The organism is Mycolicibacterium sp. P4_G11, from assembly GCF_056555145.1.
The window spans coordinates 402,974-418,399 of the sequence record NZ_JBFUJW010000006.1 but is presented as its reverse complement, the minus strand read 5'-3'; the positions used below and the strand labels follow the sequence as shown (position 1 = coordinate 418,399).

Sequence of the window (15,426 nt, the reverse complement as noted above, 5' to 3'; positions counted from 1 at the left end):
TCAACCCTTTTGTGCCGCAACCATTTTCGCGATGGCGGCGTCGCGGGCGGCCGCGATCTGCGCGCTGATCTCATCAGTCTCGCCGTCGTGCTGCGCCTCGCCGAGCATGGTGACGACGCTCGTCATCACCGGCTGGCCGTCGTCGTCGGTGACCTCGGCGCGGACTTCGCTGATCACGGTGCCGTGCGACTCGATGACCGAATCCAGGTACGAGTCGAACCACAGCCGGTCGCCGACCTTGATCGGGCGGTGGAAGATCAGCTTCTGGTCGCGGTGCAGCACGCGTTCCAGATTGATCGGCACGTCGAACTGGTTGAAGATCTCGAGCTGCACGCGTCGGCCCGCCACCGCGATGAACGTCAGCGACGCGATCAGGGTGTCCGAACCGCACTCAGCTGCGGCTTCGTCAGTGAAATGGGCGGGGTGATCGTCCTGCACCGCCAGCGCGAATTCCTTGACCTTCTCGCGGCCGACCTCGAAGTAATCGGGGTACCGGTAGTGGGTGCCGATGATGTTGTCCGCGATGCCCATGGCGCGTGAGCCTATCAGCGTCCGCGCCTCTGACCGGCGCGGCGAAGCTAGTTGCCCTTGCGGGACGCCATGGCGGCCAGCGCTCCGCCGACGGCCCCCAGGGCCAGTGCGGACGGCACGCCGATGCGGGCGGCCTTGCGGGCGGTCCGGAAATCGCGGATTTCCCAACCCCGTTCGCGGGCCACGTCGCGCAGCGCGGCGTCTGGATTGATCGCGACGGCCGTGCCGACCAGCGACAGCATCGGCACGTCGTTGAAGCTGTCCGAGTACGCGGTGCAGCGGCGCAGGTTCAGGCCCTCACGGATGGCGAGTTGCCGCACCGCGTGCGCCTTACCGACCCCGTGCAGGATGTCGCCCACCAGGCGGCCGGTGAAGACCCCGTCGACGGACTCGGCGACGGTGCCCAGCGCCCCGGTCAGCCCCAGCTTGTTGGCGATGGTCTGGGCCAGCTCCATGGGCGTGGCGGTGACGAGCCAGACCTGCTGGCCCGCGTCGAGGTGCATCTGTGCCAGCGCCCGGGTGCCCTGCCAGATCTTGTCGGCGATGATCTCGTCATAGATCTCGTCGCCGAGGGCTTCCAGTTCCGCGGTCTGCCGGCCCTCGATGAACGACAGGGCCTTGCGCCGGCCGGCGGCGACGTCGTCGCTGTTCTCCTTGCCGGTCACCTGGAACTTGGCCTGCGCGTAGGCGAAGCGGGCCAGGTCGGAGTACTTGAAGTAGTCGCGGGCGGCGAGGCCACGGGCGAAGTGCACCAGCGATGAGCCGTGCACCAGCGTGTTGTCGACGTCGAAGAACGCGGCCGCGGTGAGGTCGGGCGGCGGCGGGAGCGCCGGGGCAGCGGGTTCGTCGGCTCCGGAATCCTGGCCGTCGACAGCGTCGGCGGGCACGGGCTCGTCGGCAGTCACGGGGCTGGATTCGGACACGGTTCAACAGTAGGTCACGCCATACTGTTGCGCGTGGATCGATCAGGGAACAGCCACCGCGTGACGTTGCTCACCCGTACCGGCTGCAGCATGTGTGCGCGCGCGGCGGCTCAGCTCGCGGAGCTGTCCGACGAGCTCGGCTTCACCCTGACGAGCACGGATGTCGATGTTCTGGCTGCTGCCGGGGATACCGCCCTGCGCGCGGAGTTCGGCGATCGGCTGCCCGTGGTGCTCCTTGATGACGTTGAGCACAGCTACTGGGAGGTCGACGAGGAGCAGCTGCGGGCCGACTTGGCAGGTTGACGCAGTGGGTTGACCGCTGGGCCAGGGCGCTCAGGGCGCGTGCCCGGGGATCCGGTGTGCGTATAGCAAATTTGGTCGGCGGGCTGGTGAGCGGCTAGCTTTGAATGCGTTCCTGCGGCCACTCGAGGCCCGGGAAACATGCCTGCGCGACGGAGGTGCGACGAGGTGAAGAGGCCGTGAGCGTACTGCTGTTCGGGGTTTCGCACCGCAGTGCACCGGTTTCCGTGCTGGAACAACTCAGCACCGACGAGGCCGAACAGGCCAAGATCATCGAGCTGCTGCTGCAGTCCTCTCTGGTCACCGAGGCGATGGTGCTCTCCACCTGTAACCGGGTCGAGGTGTATGCGGTGGTCGACGCCTTCCACGGCGGGCTCTCCGTGATCGGTTCGGTGCTCTCCGAGCGGTCGGGCATGTCGCTGCACGACCTCACGAAGTACGCCTACGTGCGGTACGCCGAGGCGGCTGTCGAGCATCTGTTCGCCGTGGCCAGCGGCCTGGATTCGGCGGTCATCGGCGAGGCGCAGGTGCTGGGCCAGGTGCGCCGGGCCTACACCTCCGCGGAAGCGCACCAGACCGTCGGCCGCACCTTGCACGAACTGTCGCAGCGGGCACTGTCGGTCGGTAAGCGGGTCCATTCCGAGACCGGGATCGATTCGGCGGGTGCCTCGGTGGTGTCGGTGGCGTTGGACATGGCCACGTCCAAGCTGACGTCGCTGACCGGGCTGACGGCCGCCGTGATCGGCGCCGGCTCCATGGGTGCCCTGGCCGCCGCGCATCTGACGCGCGCCGGGATCGCCCGCATCGAGGTGGTCAACCGCTCGCTGCCGAGAGCCGAGCGCATGGTCGAGAATTTGAAGGCACAGGGCGTCGACGCGGCTGCGCACACCCTGGACGACATCGCCGTCGCGCTGGGCAACTCAGACGTCGTCGTCGCGTGTACCGGCGCGGTGCGTCCGGTGGTGTCGTTGGCCGACGCGCACCGTGGACTGATGAACCGCCCGGAGCATCACCAACTGGTGATCTGCGACCTGGGCATGCCCCGCGATGTGGACAGCGCGATTGCTGGCCTACCCGGCGTGCACATGATCGACATGGACCGCATCCAGCGGGAGCCGTCGGCCCGGGCCGCTGCCTCGGACGCCGAAGCGGCCCGTTCGATCGTCGCCGCGGAGGTCGCCAGCTACCTGGCCGGCCAGCGGATGGCCGAGGTCACCCCGACCGTCACCGCCCTGCGTCAGCGCGCCGCCGACGTCGTCGAGGCGGAGCTGCTGCGGCTCGACAACCGGGTTCCCGGGCTCGACGCCGCCCACCGCGACGAGGTCGCCAAGACCGTCCGACGGGTCGTGGACAAGTTGCTGCACGCACCGACGGTGCGGGTCAAACAGTTGGCCAGCGCGCCCGGCGGCGACACCTACGCCGAGGCGCTGCGGGAGCTGTTCGAGCTCGACCCGCAGGCCATCGACGCCGTGTCCGCCGGCGAACTGCCCTTGATGGCACCAGATTTGGCGGCAGGCGAGCCGCATTCCCACCACGACAAGGCTGAGTAATCTCACTTGGTAACTACCCTCGATAACGTTGTCCGGATCGGCACCAGGGGCAGCCTTTTGGCTACCACGCAGGCCGGCACCATCCGCGACGCCCTGGTAGCTCTGGGGCAGCCCGCGGAGCTGGTCATCATCAGCACCGACGGCGACCGCTCCCAGGCGCCCGTCGCCGAGATCGGCATCGGTGTGTTCACCGCCGAGCTGCGGCACGCCATGGCCGACGGCCGCATCGACGTCGCGGTGCACTCGTACAAGGATTTGCCGACGGCGCCCGACGAGCGCTTCGTCATCGCCGCCGTCCCGCCGCGCGAAGACCCGCGGGATGCGTTGGTGGCGCGCGACGGAATGGTGCTGGGGGAGTTGCCGGCCGGCTCGGTTATCGGCACGTCGAGCCCGCGACGGGCGGCGCAGCTTAGAGCACTGGGTCTCGGTTTGGAAATCCGCCCCCTACGAGGCAACCTAGATACCAGGTTGAACAGGGTAAGTAGTGGTGATCTCGACGCTGTTGTCGTCGCCCGAGCGGGTCTGGCCCGTATCGGACGGCTCGATGTCGTCACCGAGAGCCTCGAGCCGGTGCAGATGTTGCCAGCGCCGGCGCAGGGCGCCCTCGCGGTCGAGTGCCGAGTGGGGGACACCGAGTTGGCGACGCTGTTGGGAAAGCTGGACCATCCCGACACGCGTGCCGCGGTCACTGCCGAACGAGTCCTGTTGGCCGAACTGGAGGCGGGTTGTTCCGCGCCGGTGGGTGCGATCGCTGAAGTGGTCGAGTCCATCGACGAGGACGGCCGAGTCTTCGAAGAGCTGTCGTTGCGCGGTTGCGTGGCGGCGCTGGACGGATCCGACGTGATCCGGGCGTCCGGGATCGGGACACCCGAACGGGCACGAGAGCTGGGGCTCTCGCTGGCCGCGGAGTTGTTCGACCTGGGGGCGCGCGACGTGTTGGATCAGCGGACTGTAGAGCGGGAGTGAGAGATGACGACCCGAGTGCGTAAGCACAAGCCCGGCCGCATCACCTTTGTCGGTTCCGGCCCCGGTGACCCGGGCCTGTTGACGACGCGTGCGCGGAACGTTTTGGCGCATGCGGCATTGGTTTTCACCGATCCTGACGTGCCCGAGGCGGTGCTGGCGCTGATCGGTACCGATCTGCCGCCGACGTCCGGGCCGCACCCGGCCGAGGCGGAGCCGGCTGCCGAGACCAAGACCGATGAGGCCACGCCCGAAAAGGCGCCGGCTGCCGCGCCCACGATGACGTTCCCGCATGGCGTCGACGTGCGCCCCGCGCTGGGTGACCCGACCGAGGTGGCCAAGCTGCTGATGGCCGAGGCCAAGACCGGTGTCGACGTGGTGCGCCTGGTCGCCGGCGACCCGCTGTCGGTCGACTCCGTCATCACCGAGGTGAACGCGCTGGCCAAGACCGCGGCGCACTTCGAGTTGGTGCCGGGCCTGCCATCGTCGACGGCCGTGCCGACCTACGCGGGCCTGCCCGTCGGGTCCTCGCACACCGTGGCCGACGTCCGCGGTGACGTGGACTGGGCCGCGCTGGCCGCCGCCCCCGGGCCACTGATCCTGCACGCGACGGTGTCGCACCTGCCGGACGCCGCCCGCACCCTGATCGAATACGGCCTCACCGAAAGCACCCCGTGCGTCGTGACCGCCAACGGCACCACCTGCCAGCAGCGGTCCATCGAGACCACGCTGGCCGGGCTGCTGGACAAGGCCGTGCTGGAGAAGCCGGTCGGCCCCGAGCCGGTCGGACCGCTGGCGGGCCCGCTGGTCGTCACCATCGGCAAGACGGTGGCGCACCGCGCCAAGCTGAACTGGTGGGAGAGCCGCTCGCTGTACGGCTGGACCGTGCTGGTGCCGCGCACCAAGGACCAGGCCGGCGAGATGAGCGATCGCCTCGTGGGCCACGGCGCGCTGCCCATCGAGGTGCCGACCATCGCCGTCGAGCCGCCGCGCAGCCCCGCCCAGATGGAGCGTGCGGTCAAGGGTCTGGTCGACGGCCGCTTCCAGTGGGTCGTGTTCACCTCCACCAACGCGGTGCGTGCGGTGTGGGAGAAGTTCAACGAGTTCGGTCTGGACGCCCGCGCGTTCTCCGGTGTGAAGATCGCGTGCGTCGGTCAGGCCACCGCGGACAAGGTGCGCGCGTTCGGTATCAACCCCGAGCTGGTGCCTGCCGGTGAGCAGTCGTCGCTGGGCCTGCTCGACGAATTCCCGGACTACGACGAGATTTTCGACCCGGTGAACCGGGTGCTGCTGCCGCGCGCCGACATCGCCACCGAGACGCTGGCCGAGGGCCTGCGCGAGCGGGGCTGGGAGATCGAGGACGTCACGGCCTACCGCACCGTCCGCGCCGCTCCGCCGCCGGCGCACACCCGCGAGATGATCAAGACCGGTGGTTTCGACGCCGTCTGCTTCACCTCGAGCTCCACGGTGCGCAACCTGGTCGGCATCGCCGGCAAGCCGCACGCCCGGACCATCGTCGCCTGCATCGGCCCGAAAACCGCTGAGACCGCAGCCGAATTCGGCCTGCGCGTGGACGTGCAGCCGGAGACCGCCGCGGTGGGCCCGCTGGTCGAGGCGCTGGCCGAGCACGCCGCTCGCCTGCGCGCCGAGGGTGCCCTGCCGCCGCCGCGTAAGAAGAGCCGGCGCCGCTAAACTCGATCGAAACGGCATTCCAGCAGGCGTGCACTCGCACTTTGTCTGCCGGGATGCGGTTTCGGCGAACTAGGAGGCATTGCTGTGTCGTATCCGAGGCATCGGCCGCGGCGACTGCGTACGACCCCGGCGCTGCGGCGTCTGGTGTCCGAAACCTCGCTGGAGCCACGGCATCTGGTGCTGCCGCTGTTCGTCGCGGACGGGCTCGCCGAGCCGCGCCCCATCAGCTCGATGCCCGGGGTCGTCCAGCACACCCGGGAGTCGGTGCGCCGTGCCGCCGCGGAAGCCGTCGAGGCCGGTGTCGGTGGGCTGATGCTGTTCGGCGTTCCGTGCGACGGTGACAAGGACGCGACCGGCTCCGAGGGGGTCAACCCCGACGGCATCCTCAATGTGGCACTGCGCGACCTGAATTCGGACCTCGGCGACGCGACCGTGCTGATGGCCGACACCTGCCTGGACGAGTTCACCGATCACGGGCACTGCGGCGTGCTCGACGTGCACGGCCGGGTAGATAACGACGCCACCAACGAGCAGTACATCAAACTTGCTGTGGCCCAAGCGCATTCGGGTGCGCACGTGGTCAGTCCGAGCGGCATGATGGACGGTCAGGTGGCCGCGATCCGCGATGGGCTGGACCATGCCGGGCACAGCGATGTCGCGATCCTGGCCTACGCCGCCAAATTCGCGTCGGCGTTCTACGGCCCGTTCCGCGAGGCGGTGGGCTCGAGCCTGCAGGGTGATCGTCGTACCTACCAACAGGATCCGGGCAACGCCCGTGAAGCGGTCCGCGAGATCGAACTCGATCTCGCCGAAGGCGCCGACATGGTGATGGTCAAGCCGGCGATGAGCTACCTGGACGTGGTGCGCGCCGCCGCCGACATCTCGCCGGTCCCCGTTGCGGCGTACCAGATTTCGGGTGAGTACGCGATGATCAGCGCGGCCGCGGCCAACGGCTGGATCGACCTGCGGGCCTCGGTCCTGGAGTCGCTCGTCAGCATTCGGCGCGCCGGTGCCGACATCGTGCTCACGTACTGGGCGACGGACGTCGCGGGCTGGCTCCGGTGAACCCCCAAAACCCGCAGAACCCGCATCCGCAGTACCCGCCGTATCAGGGCGCGGCCCCGGACGGGTCCGGTGCCGAGCCGCACGAGATGCCGCAGGACGTCGTCACCGGCTTCTGGCTGTGGACGGCCGCGCTGCCGGTGTCGGTGATCGGCTACGTCATCAACCTGCTGACCACGCCCGAGCGCTCGGTGTCGGGCTACGCCTACGCGGTGTCCGGTCTGATGCTGTTCATCATCGCGGTCCTGGTGGCCACGTTCCTGGTGTTGCTGCGGCAGGGCTACCGGTGGGCGCGCAGCATCCTCACCGGTGGGTCCGCGGCGACGATTCTGTACCTGACCACCAATCTCTTCGCCGACTACCACGGCGCGGCCGCGGCGCTGGGCTACGCGGTGTGCGGCATCGGCGGCACGGTACTGATCGGCGGCGGCGTGTACCTCCTGCACCGCCCCGACTCGAACGCCTACTTCGTCCGCTGAGCCGCGCCCAGGTCGACGTCGATGCACACGTCGCCCGCTAGGCTGGCCCGGATATGACTGAGCCCACGCCCTCACCCGCCCGACCGCAGGCCGTGACCGTTGCTTTCTGGTGCTGGGTGGTGGCCGGGGGTCTCCTCACCGCGATCGGTACCTGGCAGCTCAGCCTGAGCCTGCCCGGTTCGTTCCGGGCCATCGGTGGGCTGCTGGCGGCGGTCGGACTCGCTCTGGGCTTTCTCGCCGGCCGGGCGCGACGCGGCGATGCCCGGTTTCGCCGGGCCGCCACCGCGCTGGCGATGGCGATCGTTCTGCTGATTGCGTTTTTGCTGCTGGTGTTCGGGGCGGATCCGCTGGGATTCCTGGTGCTGACGATTGTCATGGCGTTGGCGATCGGTGGGACGGTCTCGATCACCCGGCCTGCGGCGCAGTCCTGGTTCGATGGAAAGGCCAACGCATGACAGACGCGCCGACAGGCACTGACGCCGAACAGGTCCTCTTCCACGAGGTCGGTGCCAGCTGGTGGTGGCTGCTGCTGGGGCCGTTCTCCGGCGGTTCCATCGCCGCGATGCAGTTGTGGTCGGCCCACCGGCTGGACCCGCTGGTGCCGCTGGTGTTCCTGGTGCTGGTGACGGGGTTCATCGGGCTGCAGATCAAGGCCGCACGCCTGCACACCTCGGTCGAGCTGACGCCGGAATACCTGCGCCAGGGCACTGAGTCGGTCCGCGTCGCGGACATGCTCGGGATCTACCCGGAGGCGCGGGGCGCCGAGGCGCCGCGCTGGCAGTCCGACCGGGCGCTCGGAGAGCTGACCGGTGTTCCGCGGGGACGCACCGGGATCGGGCTCAAGATGACCGGTGACCGGACCGCGCAGGCTTGGGCGCGGCGCCATCGCGGGCTGCGTGCCCAGCTGGAGGCGCTGGGTGTACGCGAATTCGGCGAGGACGACGACGAATGAGCACCGGCAGGATCGTGGCGGCGGGCGCGCTGGTAGTGGCGGTGCTGGCGGCCGTCGGCTCGGTGCTGAGTTGGCTGGCCGCATCGTCGATCGCCGACGTGGCGCCGGTGATTCCCGGCGAGCCGGTGAAGACGTCGGTGCTCTATGACCCGTCGTTCATCACGTTGTCGCTGTTGCTGGCGACCCTGGCCGGGGTGCTCGCCGTAGTAGGCACGGCGAGGTGGCGGCGCGCCCAGTAGTGTGTCGCCCATGTCTTTTTCGCTTGAACTGTCCGCTGACGTCGTACAGGTCCGGGACTGGGTCCACGAGTTCGCTGCTGACGTGATCCGTCCGGCCGCCGAGGAGTGGGACGAGCGCGAAGAGACGCCCTGGCCGATCCTTCAGGAGGCGGCCAAGGTCGGTCTGTACTCCATGGAGTTCTTTGCTGCTCAGACTGCCGAGGAGACCGGGCTCGGCATGCCCGTCGCCGTCGAAGAGCTGTTCTGGGGAGACGCCGGCATCTCGATGTCCATCATGGGAACCGGTCTGGCCGCCGCGTCACTGGCGGCCAACGGCACCATGGAACAGCTGGGCGAGTGGCTGCCGCAGATGTACGGCGACATCAACGAGCCCAAGCTGGCCGCGTTCTGTTCGTCGGAACCCGGTGCGGGATCGGATGTTTCGTCGATCATCACCCGGGCGCGGTACGACGAGGCCACCGACGAATGGGTGCTCAACGGCACCAAGACCTGGGCCTCCAATGGCGGCATCGCCAACGTGCACATCGTCGTCGCCTCGGTGTACCCGGAGCTCGGCTCGCGCGGCCAGGCCAGCTTCATCATCCCGCCTGGCACAAAGGGTTTCAGCCAGGGCCAGAAGTTCAAGAAGCACGGCATCCGGGCGTCGCACACCGCTGAGGTAGTGCTCGACGACGTCCGGCTGCCGGGCCGGCTGATCGTCGGCGGCCGGGAGAAGTTCGAGGAGCGGATCGCCCGCACCCGCGAAGGCAAGAGTTCTGCGGGCCAGGTGGCCATGAAGACGTTCGAGCGGACGCGGCCGACGGTGGGGGCGATGGCGTTGGGCGTCTCCCGCGCGGCCTACGAGTACGCGCTGGGATACGCGCAGGAGCGCGAGCAGTTCGGCCGCAAGATCGGTGACTTCCAGGCCGTCGCTTTCAAGCTGGCCGATATGAAGGCGCGCGTCGACGCGGCGCGGCTGCTGGTGTGGCGGGCCGGCTGGATGGCGCGCAACAACATGCCGTTCGAGAACGCCGAAGGCTCCATGGCCAAGCTGGTCGCCAGTGAGACGGCGGTCTACGTGACCGACGAGGCCATCCAGATTCTGGGCGGTAACGGCTACACCCGCGACTATCCGGTGGAGCGGTGGCACCGCGACGCCAAGATCTTCACGATTTTCGAGGGCACCAGTGAGATCCAGCGGCTCGTGATGTCCCGCGCGATCACGGGGCTGCCGCTCAAGTAGCTCTTGTTACAGAGTGCAAAATTTGTAACACTGTTCCATATGACCGAACTTGCGGAACAGTCCGAGCTGGTCTCGGAGCCGGTTGATGCCCTGCCACTGGGGCCCGACTCGTTGGTGTGGAAGTACTTCGGCGACAACCGGATGTACCTGATCGGCCCCCGGCCTGCGGTCCTGCAGAACATGCTGGCCCAGCTCGGCCAGGGTGTGCTGGACCATTCGGTGTTCTTCGCCGACACCTCGGCGCGGATCAAGCGGTCGCTGCCGCCGATCTTCCGCACCGTGTACGGCACCGATGACGCCAATACCGGAACGCAGGTCCGCGACTACCACCGCGAGATCAAGGGCGACATGCCCGACGGCAGCCGCTACCACGCGCTCGACCCCGACACCTACTACTGGGCGCACGCGACGTTCGTCGACCAGGTGCTGTACTTCGCGGACACGTTCGTCAAGCGCCTGAGCTACGCCGAGAAGGAACAGATCTACCTCGAGTCCAAGACGTGGTACCGCCGCTATGGCGTCAGTGACCGGCCGATGCCGGCCACCTATGCCGAATTCGAGGAGTACTGGGACCGGATGATCAACGACGTCGCGGTGCCGCACAAGACGGCTCGGTACGGCGTCGGCTATGTGACCAAAGGCTTTCCGGCGCCCAAGGGCGTCAACCCGGCGGTGTGGCGCGTCATCGCGGTGGCGTTCAACCCGGTCGCGGCGTTCCTGACCACCGGTGGCATGCCGCCGCGGACGCGGGACCTGCTGGAGCTGCCCTGGACCGACCGGCAGGAACGCGCCTACCAGTTGTTCGCCGCCGCCTGGCGTACCAAGCCGGTGAACTGGGTGTGGGACCGATTGCCGATGTCGGTGCGATACAACAGCTTTGCGCAAAACGGTTACGCACGTGCCCGCTGACGCGACGCAAGCGATCCTCGACGCGGCGCTCATCGAGTTCGAGCAGCACGGCTTCCGCCGCGTTGCGCTCGACGACGTGGCGCGCCGGGCCGGCGTCAGCCGCACCACGATCTACCGGCGGTTCGCGAGCCGCGACGAGCTGGTGGCCGCGGTCGTCGAGCGCGAGAACGTCGTGCTGTTCGACGATATCGCCGGCGAGCTGAAAAATGCTGGGCCGCAATCTGATTTGTATGTCGAGGCGTTCACGCTGTCGATCCTGCGGTTCCGCCGGCACCGGGTGCTGAACCGGATGATGACCGATGAACCGTCGCTCGTGATCGAACTCATGCAGCAGCACTACGGCGCGGCGGTGGGCCGGATGGCGGCGGCGCTGCGCGTCATCTTCCCGGACGGGTTCGCCGACCGGATCGGCGAGCAGGCGGTCAACGACCTGGCCGACACCATCCTGCGCTACGCCGCGATGGTGCTGCTGTTGCCGAGTGTCGAGGCGCTGGAGAGTGCTGAGGAGATCCGCGCTTTTGCCGCACGGCATTTCGTGCCGAGTCTGCCGCCGGCGCTGCAGGGCCAGGCGGGCAAATCGGCCGCGGGGTCGATGCGGTAGCGCAGGCGGTAGGAGCCCGCGGGATCTCATGCTTGGATCAGTTTCGGCCGGTCCTTCGCTGGGAAGTGGGTAAATCGTGTCGACAATGGAGCTGGCCCGTGCCGAGCGCGAGGACCTCGTCGAGTTCCTGGCGCAGCTGACGCCCGAGCAGTGGGAACAACCGTCGTTGTGCACCGGGTGGCGGGTGCGCGACGTCGTCGGCCACCTCATCGGCTACGACGAGCTGAGCGGTGCGGAGACTGTCCGGGAGTTCCTGCGCGGTGGGCTGTACCCGCCCCGGATCAATGCCGCCGTGCTGGCGCGGAATGCGGGCCGCAGCGCCGACGAACTGTGTGCCACGTTGGCTGAGCATGTCGTCCCACGTGGTCTGACGACCGGCTTCGGCGGCCGGATCGCCTTGTCGGACGGGATGATTCACCAGCAGGACATCCGTCGACCGTTGGGTCTGCCCCGGGAAATACCGCACGACCGGCTGGTGGCGGTGCTGGACTTCGCGCGCTACGCCGCGCTGCTGCGCGGCGCCTGGCGGGCCAGGGGAGTGCGGTTGGTCGCCACTGATCTGGACTGGTCGTTCGGCCGCGGGCCGGAAGCGTCCGGGCCCGGGGAAGCCCTCCTGATGGTGATGGTCGCGCGGCCTTGTGCGCTCGCTGATCTCACCGGCCCCGGTGTGGACCGGTTACGCCGGAACCTGGGTGCGCGCTAGCCGCTCCGGCGTTGACAGTGTCGTGGCGGCGGGCGTGTACTGGACATCGGGGGATTGATGAGGTCGGACAATGACCGTCCACGGTGTCGATGATGTGATCGACGTTTCGGCTGCCGCACTTGCGGGGCTCTGATGTCCGCGATGATGCTGTGCTCGGCGATAAAGCAGTTCCTGACCACCGGAGAGCCCGCGGCGAGCCGCGCCGCCGACGGCCGCCGGGTGACCGACAGGATTCGCCGCCGCGCACGATTCGCCGACTGCTGCTGGGACAACCGACTGGCACACCAACGCCGGTGCGATCACGCCGAGTGCGATGTGCATCGCACCGACCCTCTGGCGAGTTAGCCCGGCGCGCCGGCGTACGCGCAATGGCGTTCGGACGCAACATGATCCGGCAGCGCGAGTGTGACGATGGTGCGCAGGGTGCGGAGATACTGGCGCGCGAGCGGACCGGTCGTGTACGGCAGGCCGAAGCGAGCGCACACGGCCTGGACCTCTACGGCGATCTGGGCGTAGCGGTTACTCGGCAGGTCGGGAAACAGGTGGTGCTCGATCTGGTAGCAGAGGTTGCCGCTGAGAAACGCCAGTACCGGCCCTGCGCGGAAGTTCGAAGTGCCCAACATTTGTCGTAGATACCATTCGGATTTGGTCTCGGCGTCCAAGGCCGCGGGGGTGAACTTTTGTGTGCCGTCGGCGAAATGACCACAACAGATCACCACGTAGGCCCAAACGTTCCGGACCACGTTTGCGACCGCATTCGCAGTGAGGGTGCGGCGCCATCGGCGAATGCTCAGCGCGGGGAAGAACACATAGTCCTTGCCGGCCTGCCGGGCCATCTTGCGGACCATTGCCCGGGTCAGGGCGGACTTCTCGCCGAGAGTCGCCGCACCCCGCTGCTCGGACTCCCAGCCCTGCAGCGCAATGCCCCATTCGAACATGATGCCCAGCAAGACATTTCGTAGCGGCTGCAGCAGATTGCCGGCGCCCCACGGCTGGTCCGGGGTGACCCGCATGATGCCGTACCCGAGATCGTCGTCCATCCCGATGACGTTGGTGAAAACGTGGTGGCGGTAGTTGTGCGCATACCGCCATTGCGAGGACACGCCGGCCATGTCCCACTCCCAGGTGCTGGAGTGGATCTCCGGGTCGTTCATCCAATCCCATTGACCGTGGCAGATGTTGTGGCCGAGTTCCATGTTCTCGATGGACTTGGCGGTGGCCAGCGCGGTGGTGCCGAGCGCGCACCCCAGCTTGCCTCGGGTGGCCGCGATGACCAGCCGGGCGGTGATCTCGAGGCAGCGCTGAAACATGATGGTGCGCTGGATGTATGCCCTGTCTGACGCGCCGCGCGAATTCTCGACGTCGTGGCGGATGGCCTCCAGGGCGGTTCCTAGCGCGTCCAGGTCCGACTCACTGAGATGGGCATATTCGGCTACATCGGTGATCGCCATGGGATCACCTCCGTTCGTGGTGATTTATGGGGGTCCGGCCGCGGGCACGCCGAATCGGGTGCCCAGGCCACTGAGCAGGATGTCGAGTCCCCGGTCGAGTTCGGCGCGCCCGTCGTAGCTGGCCCAGATCGGGGCGAGGTCACGCAAGTGCGGGAACTGGTCGAGCGGCAGCCGGTACAGCCCGAGCCGCAGCACGTGATCGGTTTCCTCGGGACGTTCGACGATCTCCTGCAGTTCGGTCAGGACGTGGCCGTAGAGGAACCCGAACAACGTCCGGTACACGTGGAGCGCGTCGTCTCCGCTGAACCCGGCTCTGGTCAGGAGCGCGAGCACCTGTTCGAGGTGTCGCAGGATGCCGGGCGGCCGCATCCCGAGTGGTGTGGCAAGGGGACGGGTGACCAGCAGCGGCACCACGTGGGGATGCGCGCGCGCCAATTCGCGGAAGCCGTGGCCGAGTTTGCGCAATGCGGCGGCCCAGTCCGTCGCCAGGGTGTCGAGCGCAAGCTGCTCGAAGACCATCTCGACCACCCCGTCGAGCACGGCCGCCTTGTTGGGCACATGCCGGTAGAGCGCCATCGGGTCGCGACCCACCGCCTCGCCGAGACGGCGCATCGACAGCGCGTCCACGCCCTCGCGGTCGATGATCTCCAGTGCGCTGGTCAGGACCGCCGCGCGAGTAATCGGCCGGCTCGCGCCGTCCCCTGCGATCGAGTCGGCGCCGGGCGCGTCTCGCCCCGGACGTGATGGCCCTCTCGAGGGTGGGGTCATGGGTGAAGCACCGCCCTTCGTGCGCGTCTCTCCGACATCGCTTCAGTGTAGCCCTATATCGTAGGTCTACGATGTTGACATAGCTCTGATCTGGGAGTTTACTGGAGTTGTAGCACCGGATAGAGGCGCCGTCATGATCGTGATCGTCGGATCGGCCACTGTGCTCGTCGCGCTGGCCGAGGGGTCCGGCGCGGTCAACGGCCGGTAGGCGGTGATGCGGGGACGCATTCACGTCTCGTCCGATAACCCCTAGGAGCCGAAATGGCTACCAGCAACACAGTTTTCCTGTCCATCGTGGTCTTCCTGGCGATGGCGCTCACCGCGGTTTTCGCGTGGGCGGCGGGCAACAACCGCAACCAGCACCGCGCTGCGCCACCCATCCAGCTGCCGGTACCGACTCCGGCTGACGCCGGAGATGACCGGCCGGCAGTCGCCACACCGAGGCGCCGGTCCGCGCTCGACAGCTCAACGACCCAATGGGATCGCGCTGACACCAGAGAAGTAACGAAGGGAGCGTCGCCATGACGCCACAACCGACTCGCAAGAATGACCAGAACGGCACCGTGCCGGCGAACACACCGCGGCTGCGGTTGAAAGCCAAAGCGCCGCATGGCGGATACGTCGACGGGGCATGGTGGCCGCACAGCGATGACCTCGCCGTCGAGCTGCCGGACCTGTTGGCGGTGCTGTCGGTGCGGCTGGGCCGGATCGACCGCGTGTCGTATCGCCTCAACGCCTGGGCGAATGCGCCCCGCAAGCTCACCATCGGTGGTCGCGCGGTACGCCTCGACGGGTATCGGCGTCAGCCGCTCAACACCATCGAAGTTCGCGGCCTCGACGACGACCGGGACCGGCTGATACTGCTGGTGATCCCGCCACGCACCGATCCCGACGACGCCCACGTCACGATGATGGCGGCGGCCCAGTCCGGCAACGCTGCCTCCGCCGACGGGCTGCTCATGATCAGTCCACGCGACCGCGAACGGCGCACCCAGGCGGCGGGCGCTCAAGATCGTTGGGAGTCAGAAGGCGGAACGGCGGCGTCCCGACAGGTTGAGCAGGCTCTCGTCTGACCTGTGTG

20 protein-coding genes are annotated in these 15,426 nt (G+C 68.0%); 16 read left to right on the top strand and 4 right to left on the bottom strand.

What is annotated here, in order from left to right; all coding sequences use genetic code 11:
* Together AC1U2B_RS16365 and AC1U2B_RS16360 are read right to left on the bottom strand one after the other, a co-directional pair.
* Window positions 1–531 (bottom strand): FAS1-like dehydratase domain-containing protein, encoded by a 531-nt coding sequence (locus AC1U2B_RS16365; protein ID WP_043401363.1) that lies wholly within the window; start codon window positions 529–531, stop codon window positions 1–3.
* 47 nt (window positions 532–578) lie between these two features.
* Window positions 579–1,454: an HAD family hydrolase gene (locus tag AC1U2B_RS16360; RefSeq protein ID WP_377042038.1), complete on the bottom strand. Its 876-nt coding sequence runs from the start codon at window positions 1,452–1,454 to the stop codon at window positions 579–581.
* A 33-nt stretch (window positions 1,455–1,487) separates the two neighbouring features.
* On the opposite strand from AC1U2B_RS16360, the gene AC1U2B_RS16355 reads away from it, so the two are divergent.
* The 14 genes from AC1U2B_RS16355 (at window position 1,488) to AC1U2B_RS16290 (ending at window position 12,471) form a co-directional block, all read left to right on the top strand.
* Window positions 1,488–1,757, top strand: coding sequence for a glutaredoxin family protein (locus tag AC1U2B_RS16355; RefSeq protein ID WP_043401369.1), 270 nt, complete (start codon window positions 1,488–1,490; stop codon window positions 1,755–1,757).
* A 176-nt stretch (window positions 1,758–1,933) separates the two neighbouring features.
* On the top strand, window positions 1,934–3,304 hold the full coding sequence (locus AC1U2B_RS16350) for a glutamyl-tRNA reductase (protein ID WP_043401372.1): 1,371 nt from the start codon (window positions 1,934–1,936) through the stop codon (window positions 3,302–3,304).
* A 6-nt stretch (window positions 3,305–3,310) separates the two neighbouring features.
* Window positions 3,311–4,270 carry a hydroxymethylbilane synthase gene (gene hemC, locus AC1U2B_RS16345; protein WP_043401375.1) on the top strand — a complete coding sequence of 320 codons (960 nt, stop codon included), beginning with the start codon at window positions 3,311–3,313 and terminating at the stop codon, window positions 4,268–4,270.
* 3 nt (window positions 4,271–4,273) lie between these two features.
* Window positions 4,274–5,959, top strand: a complete 1,686-nt coding sequence (locus AC1U2B_RS16340; protein ID WP_260936989.1) for a bifunctional uroporphyrinogen-III C-methyltransferase/uroporphyrinogen-III synthase — start codon at window positions 4,274–4,276, stop codon at window positions 5,957–5,959.
* Window positions 5,960–6,043: 84 nt separating this feature from the next.
* Window positions 6,044–7,024, top strand: coding sequence for a porphobilinogen synthase (gene hemB, locus AC1U2B_RS16335; protein ID WP_480217563.1), 981 nt, complete (start codon window positions 6,044–6,046; stop codon window positions 7,022–7,024).
* Window positions 7,021–7,500, top strand: coding sequence for a hypothetical protein (locus AC1U2B_RS16330; RefSeq protein ID WP_236737253.1), 480 nt, complete (start codon window positions 7,021–7,023; stop codon window positions 7,498–7,500). The genes hemB and AC1U2B_RS16330 overlap by 4 nt, the downstream gene beginning before the upstream one ends.
* 53 nt (window positions 7,501–7,553) lie before the next feature.
* Window positions 7,554–7,955, top strand: a complete 402-nt coding sequence (locus tag AC1U2B_RS16325) for a hypothetical protein (protein WP_480217562.1) — start codon at window positions 7,554–7,556, stop codon at window positions 7,953–7,955.
* Entirely contained in the window at window positions 7,952–8,452 is a 501-nt protein-coding gene (locus tag AC1U2B_RS16320) for a transport-regulating membrane protein Mce1N (RefSeq protein ID WP_480217561.1), read from the top strand. The genes AC1U2B_RS16325 and AC1U2B_RS16320 overlap by 4 nt, the downstream gene beginning before the upstream one ends.
* Window positions 8,449–8,691: a hypothetical protein gene (locus AC1U2B_RS16315; RefSeq protein WP_071286561.1), complete on the top strand. Its 243-nt coding sequence runs from the start codon at window positions 8,449–8,451 to the stop codon at window positions 8,689–8,691. Before AC1U2B_RS16320 ends, AC1U2B_RS16315 begins: the two co-directional genes overlap by 4 nt.
* Window positions 8,692–8,701: 10 nt before the next feature.
* Window positions 8,702–9,913, top strand: a complete 1,212-nt coding sequence (locus AC1U2B_RS16310; protein ID WP_043401390.1) for an acyl-CoA dehydrogenase family protein — start codon at window positions 8,702–8,704, stop codon at window positions 9,911–9,913.
* Window positions 9,914–9,952: 39 nt separating this feature from the next.
* Window positions 9,953–10,822: an oxygenase MpaB family protein gene (locus tag AC1U2B_RS16305; protein ID WP_480217560.1), complete on the top strand. Its 870-nt coding sequence runs from the start codon at window positions 9,953–9,955 to the stop codon at window positions 10,820–10,822.
* The gene (locus AC1U2B_RS16300; protein ID WP_480217559.1) at window positions 10,812–11,423 is read left to right on the top strand and encodes a TetR/AcrR family transcriptional regulator; all 612 of its coding nucleotides are present in this window, start codon (window positions 10,812–10,814) and stop codon (window positions 11,421–11,423) included. The genes AC1U2B_RS16305 and AC1U2B_RS16300 overlap by 11 nt, the downstream gene beginning before the upstream one ends.
* Before the next feature lie 85 nt (window positions 11,424–11,508).
* The gene (locus AC1U2B_RS16295; protein ID WP_480217558.1) at window positions 11,509–12,126 is read left to right on the top strand and encodes a maleylpyruvate isomerase family mycothiol-dependent enzyme; all 618 of its coding nucleotides are present in this window, start codon (window positions 11,509–11,511) and stop codon (window positions 12,124–12,126) included.
* Window positions 12,127–12,258: 132 nt separating this feature from the next.
* On the top strand, window positions 12,259–12,471 hold the full coding sequence (locus AC1U2B_RS16290; protein WP_480217557.1) for a hypothetical protein: 213 nt from the start codon (window positions 12,259–12,261) through the stop codon (window positions 12,469–12,471).
* Here AC1U2B_RS16290 and AC1U2B_RS16285 read toward each other — a convergent pair.
* Window positions 12,468–13,577 (bottom strand): fatty acid desaturase family protein, encoded by a 1,110-nt coding sequence (locus tag AC1U2B_RS16285; RefSeq protein WP_480217556.1) that lies wholly within the window; start codon window positions 13,575–13,577, stop codon window positions 12,468–12,470. The two genes, AC1U2B_RS16290 and AC1U2B_RS16285, sit on opposite strands and share 4 nt — an antisense overlap.
* A gap of 24 nt (window positions 13,578–13,601) precedes the next feature.
* Window positions 13,602–14,345 (bottom strand): TetR/AcrR family transcriptional regulator C-terminal domain-containing protein, encoded by a 744-nt coding sequence (locus AC1U2B_RS16280; protein WP_480217555.1) that lies wholly within the window; start codon window positions 14,343–14,345, stop codon window positions 13,602–13,604.
* A 261-nt stretch (window positions 14,346–14,606) separates the two neighbouring features.
* Here AC1U2B_RS16280 and AC1U2B_RS16275 point away from each other — a divergent pair, with 261 nt between their 5' ends.
* Window positions 14,607–14,870, top strand: coding sequence for a hypothetical protein (locus AC1U2B_RS16275; RefSeq protein ID WP_480217554.1), 264 nt, complete (start codon window positions 14,607–14,609; stop codon window positions 14,868–14,870).
* A complete protein-coding gene (locus tag AC1U2B_RS16270; protein ID WP_480217553.1) occupies window positions 14,867–15,418 on the top strand; it encodes a DUF5994 family protein in 552 nt (183 codons plus the stop codon). The genes AC1U2B_RS16275 and AC1U2B_RS16270 overlap by 4 nt, the downstream gene beginning before the upstream one ends.
* Window positions 15,419–15,426 lie beyond the last annotated feature (8 nt).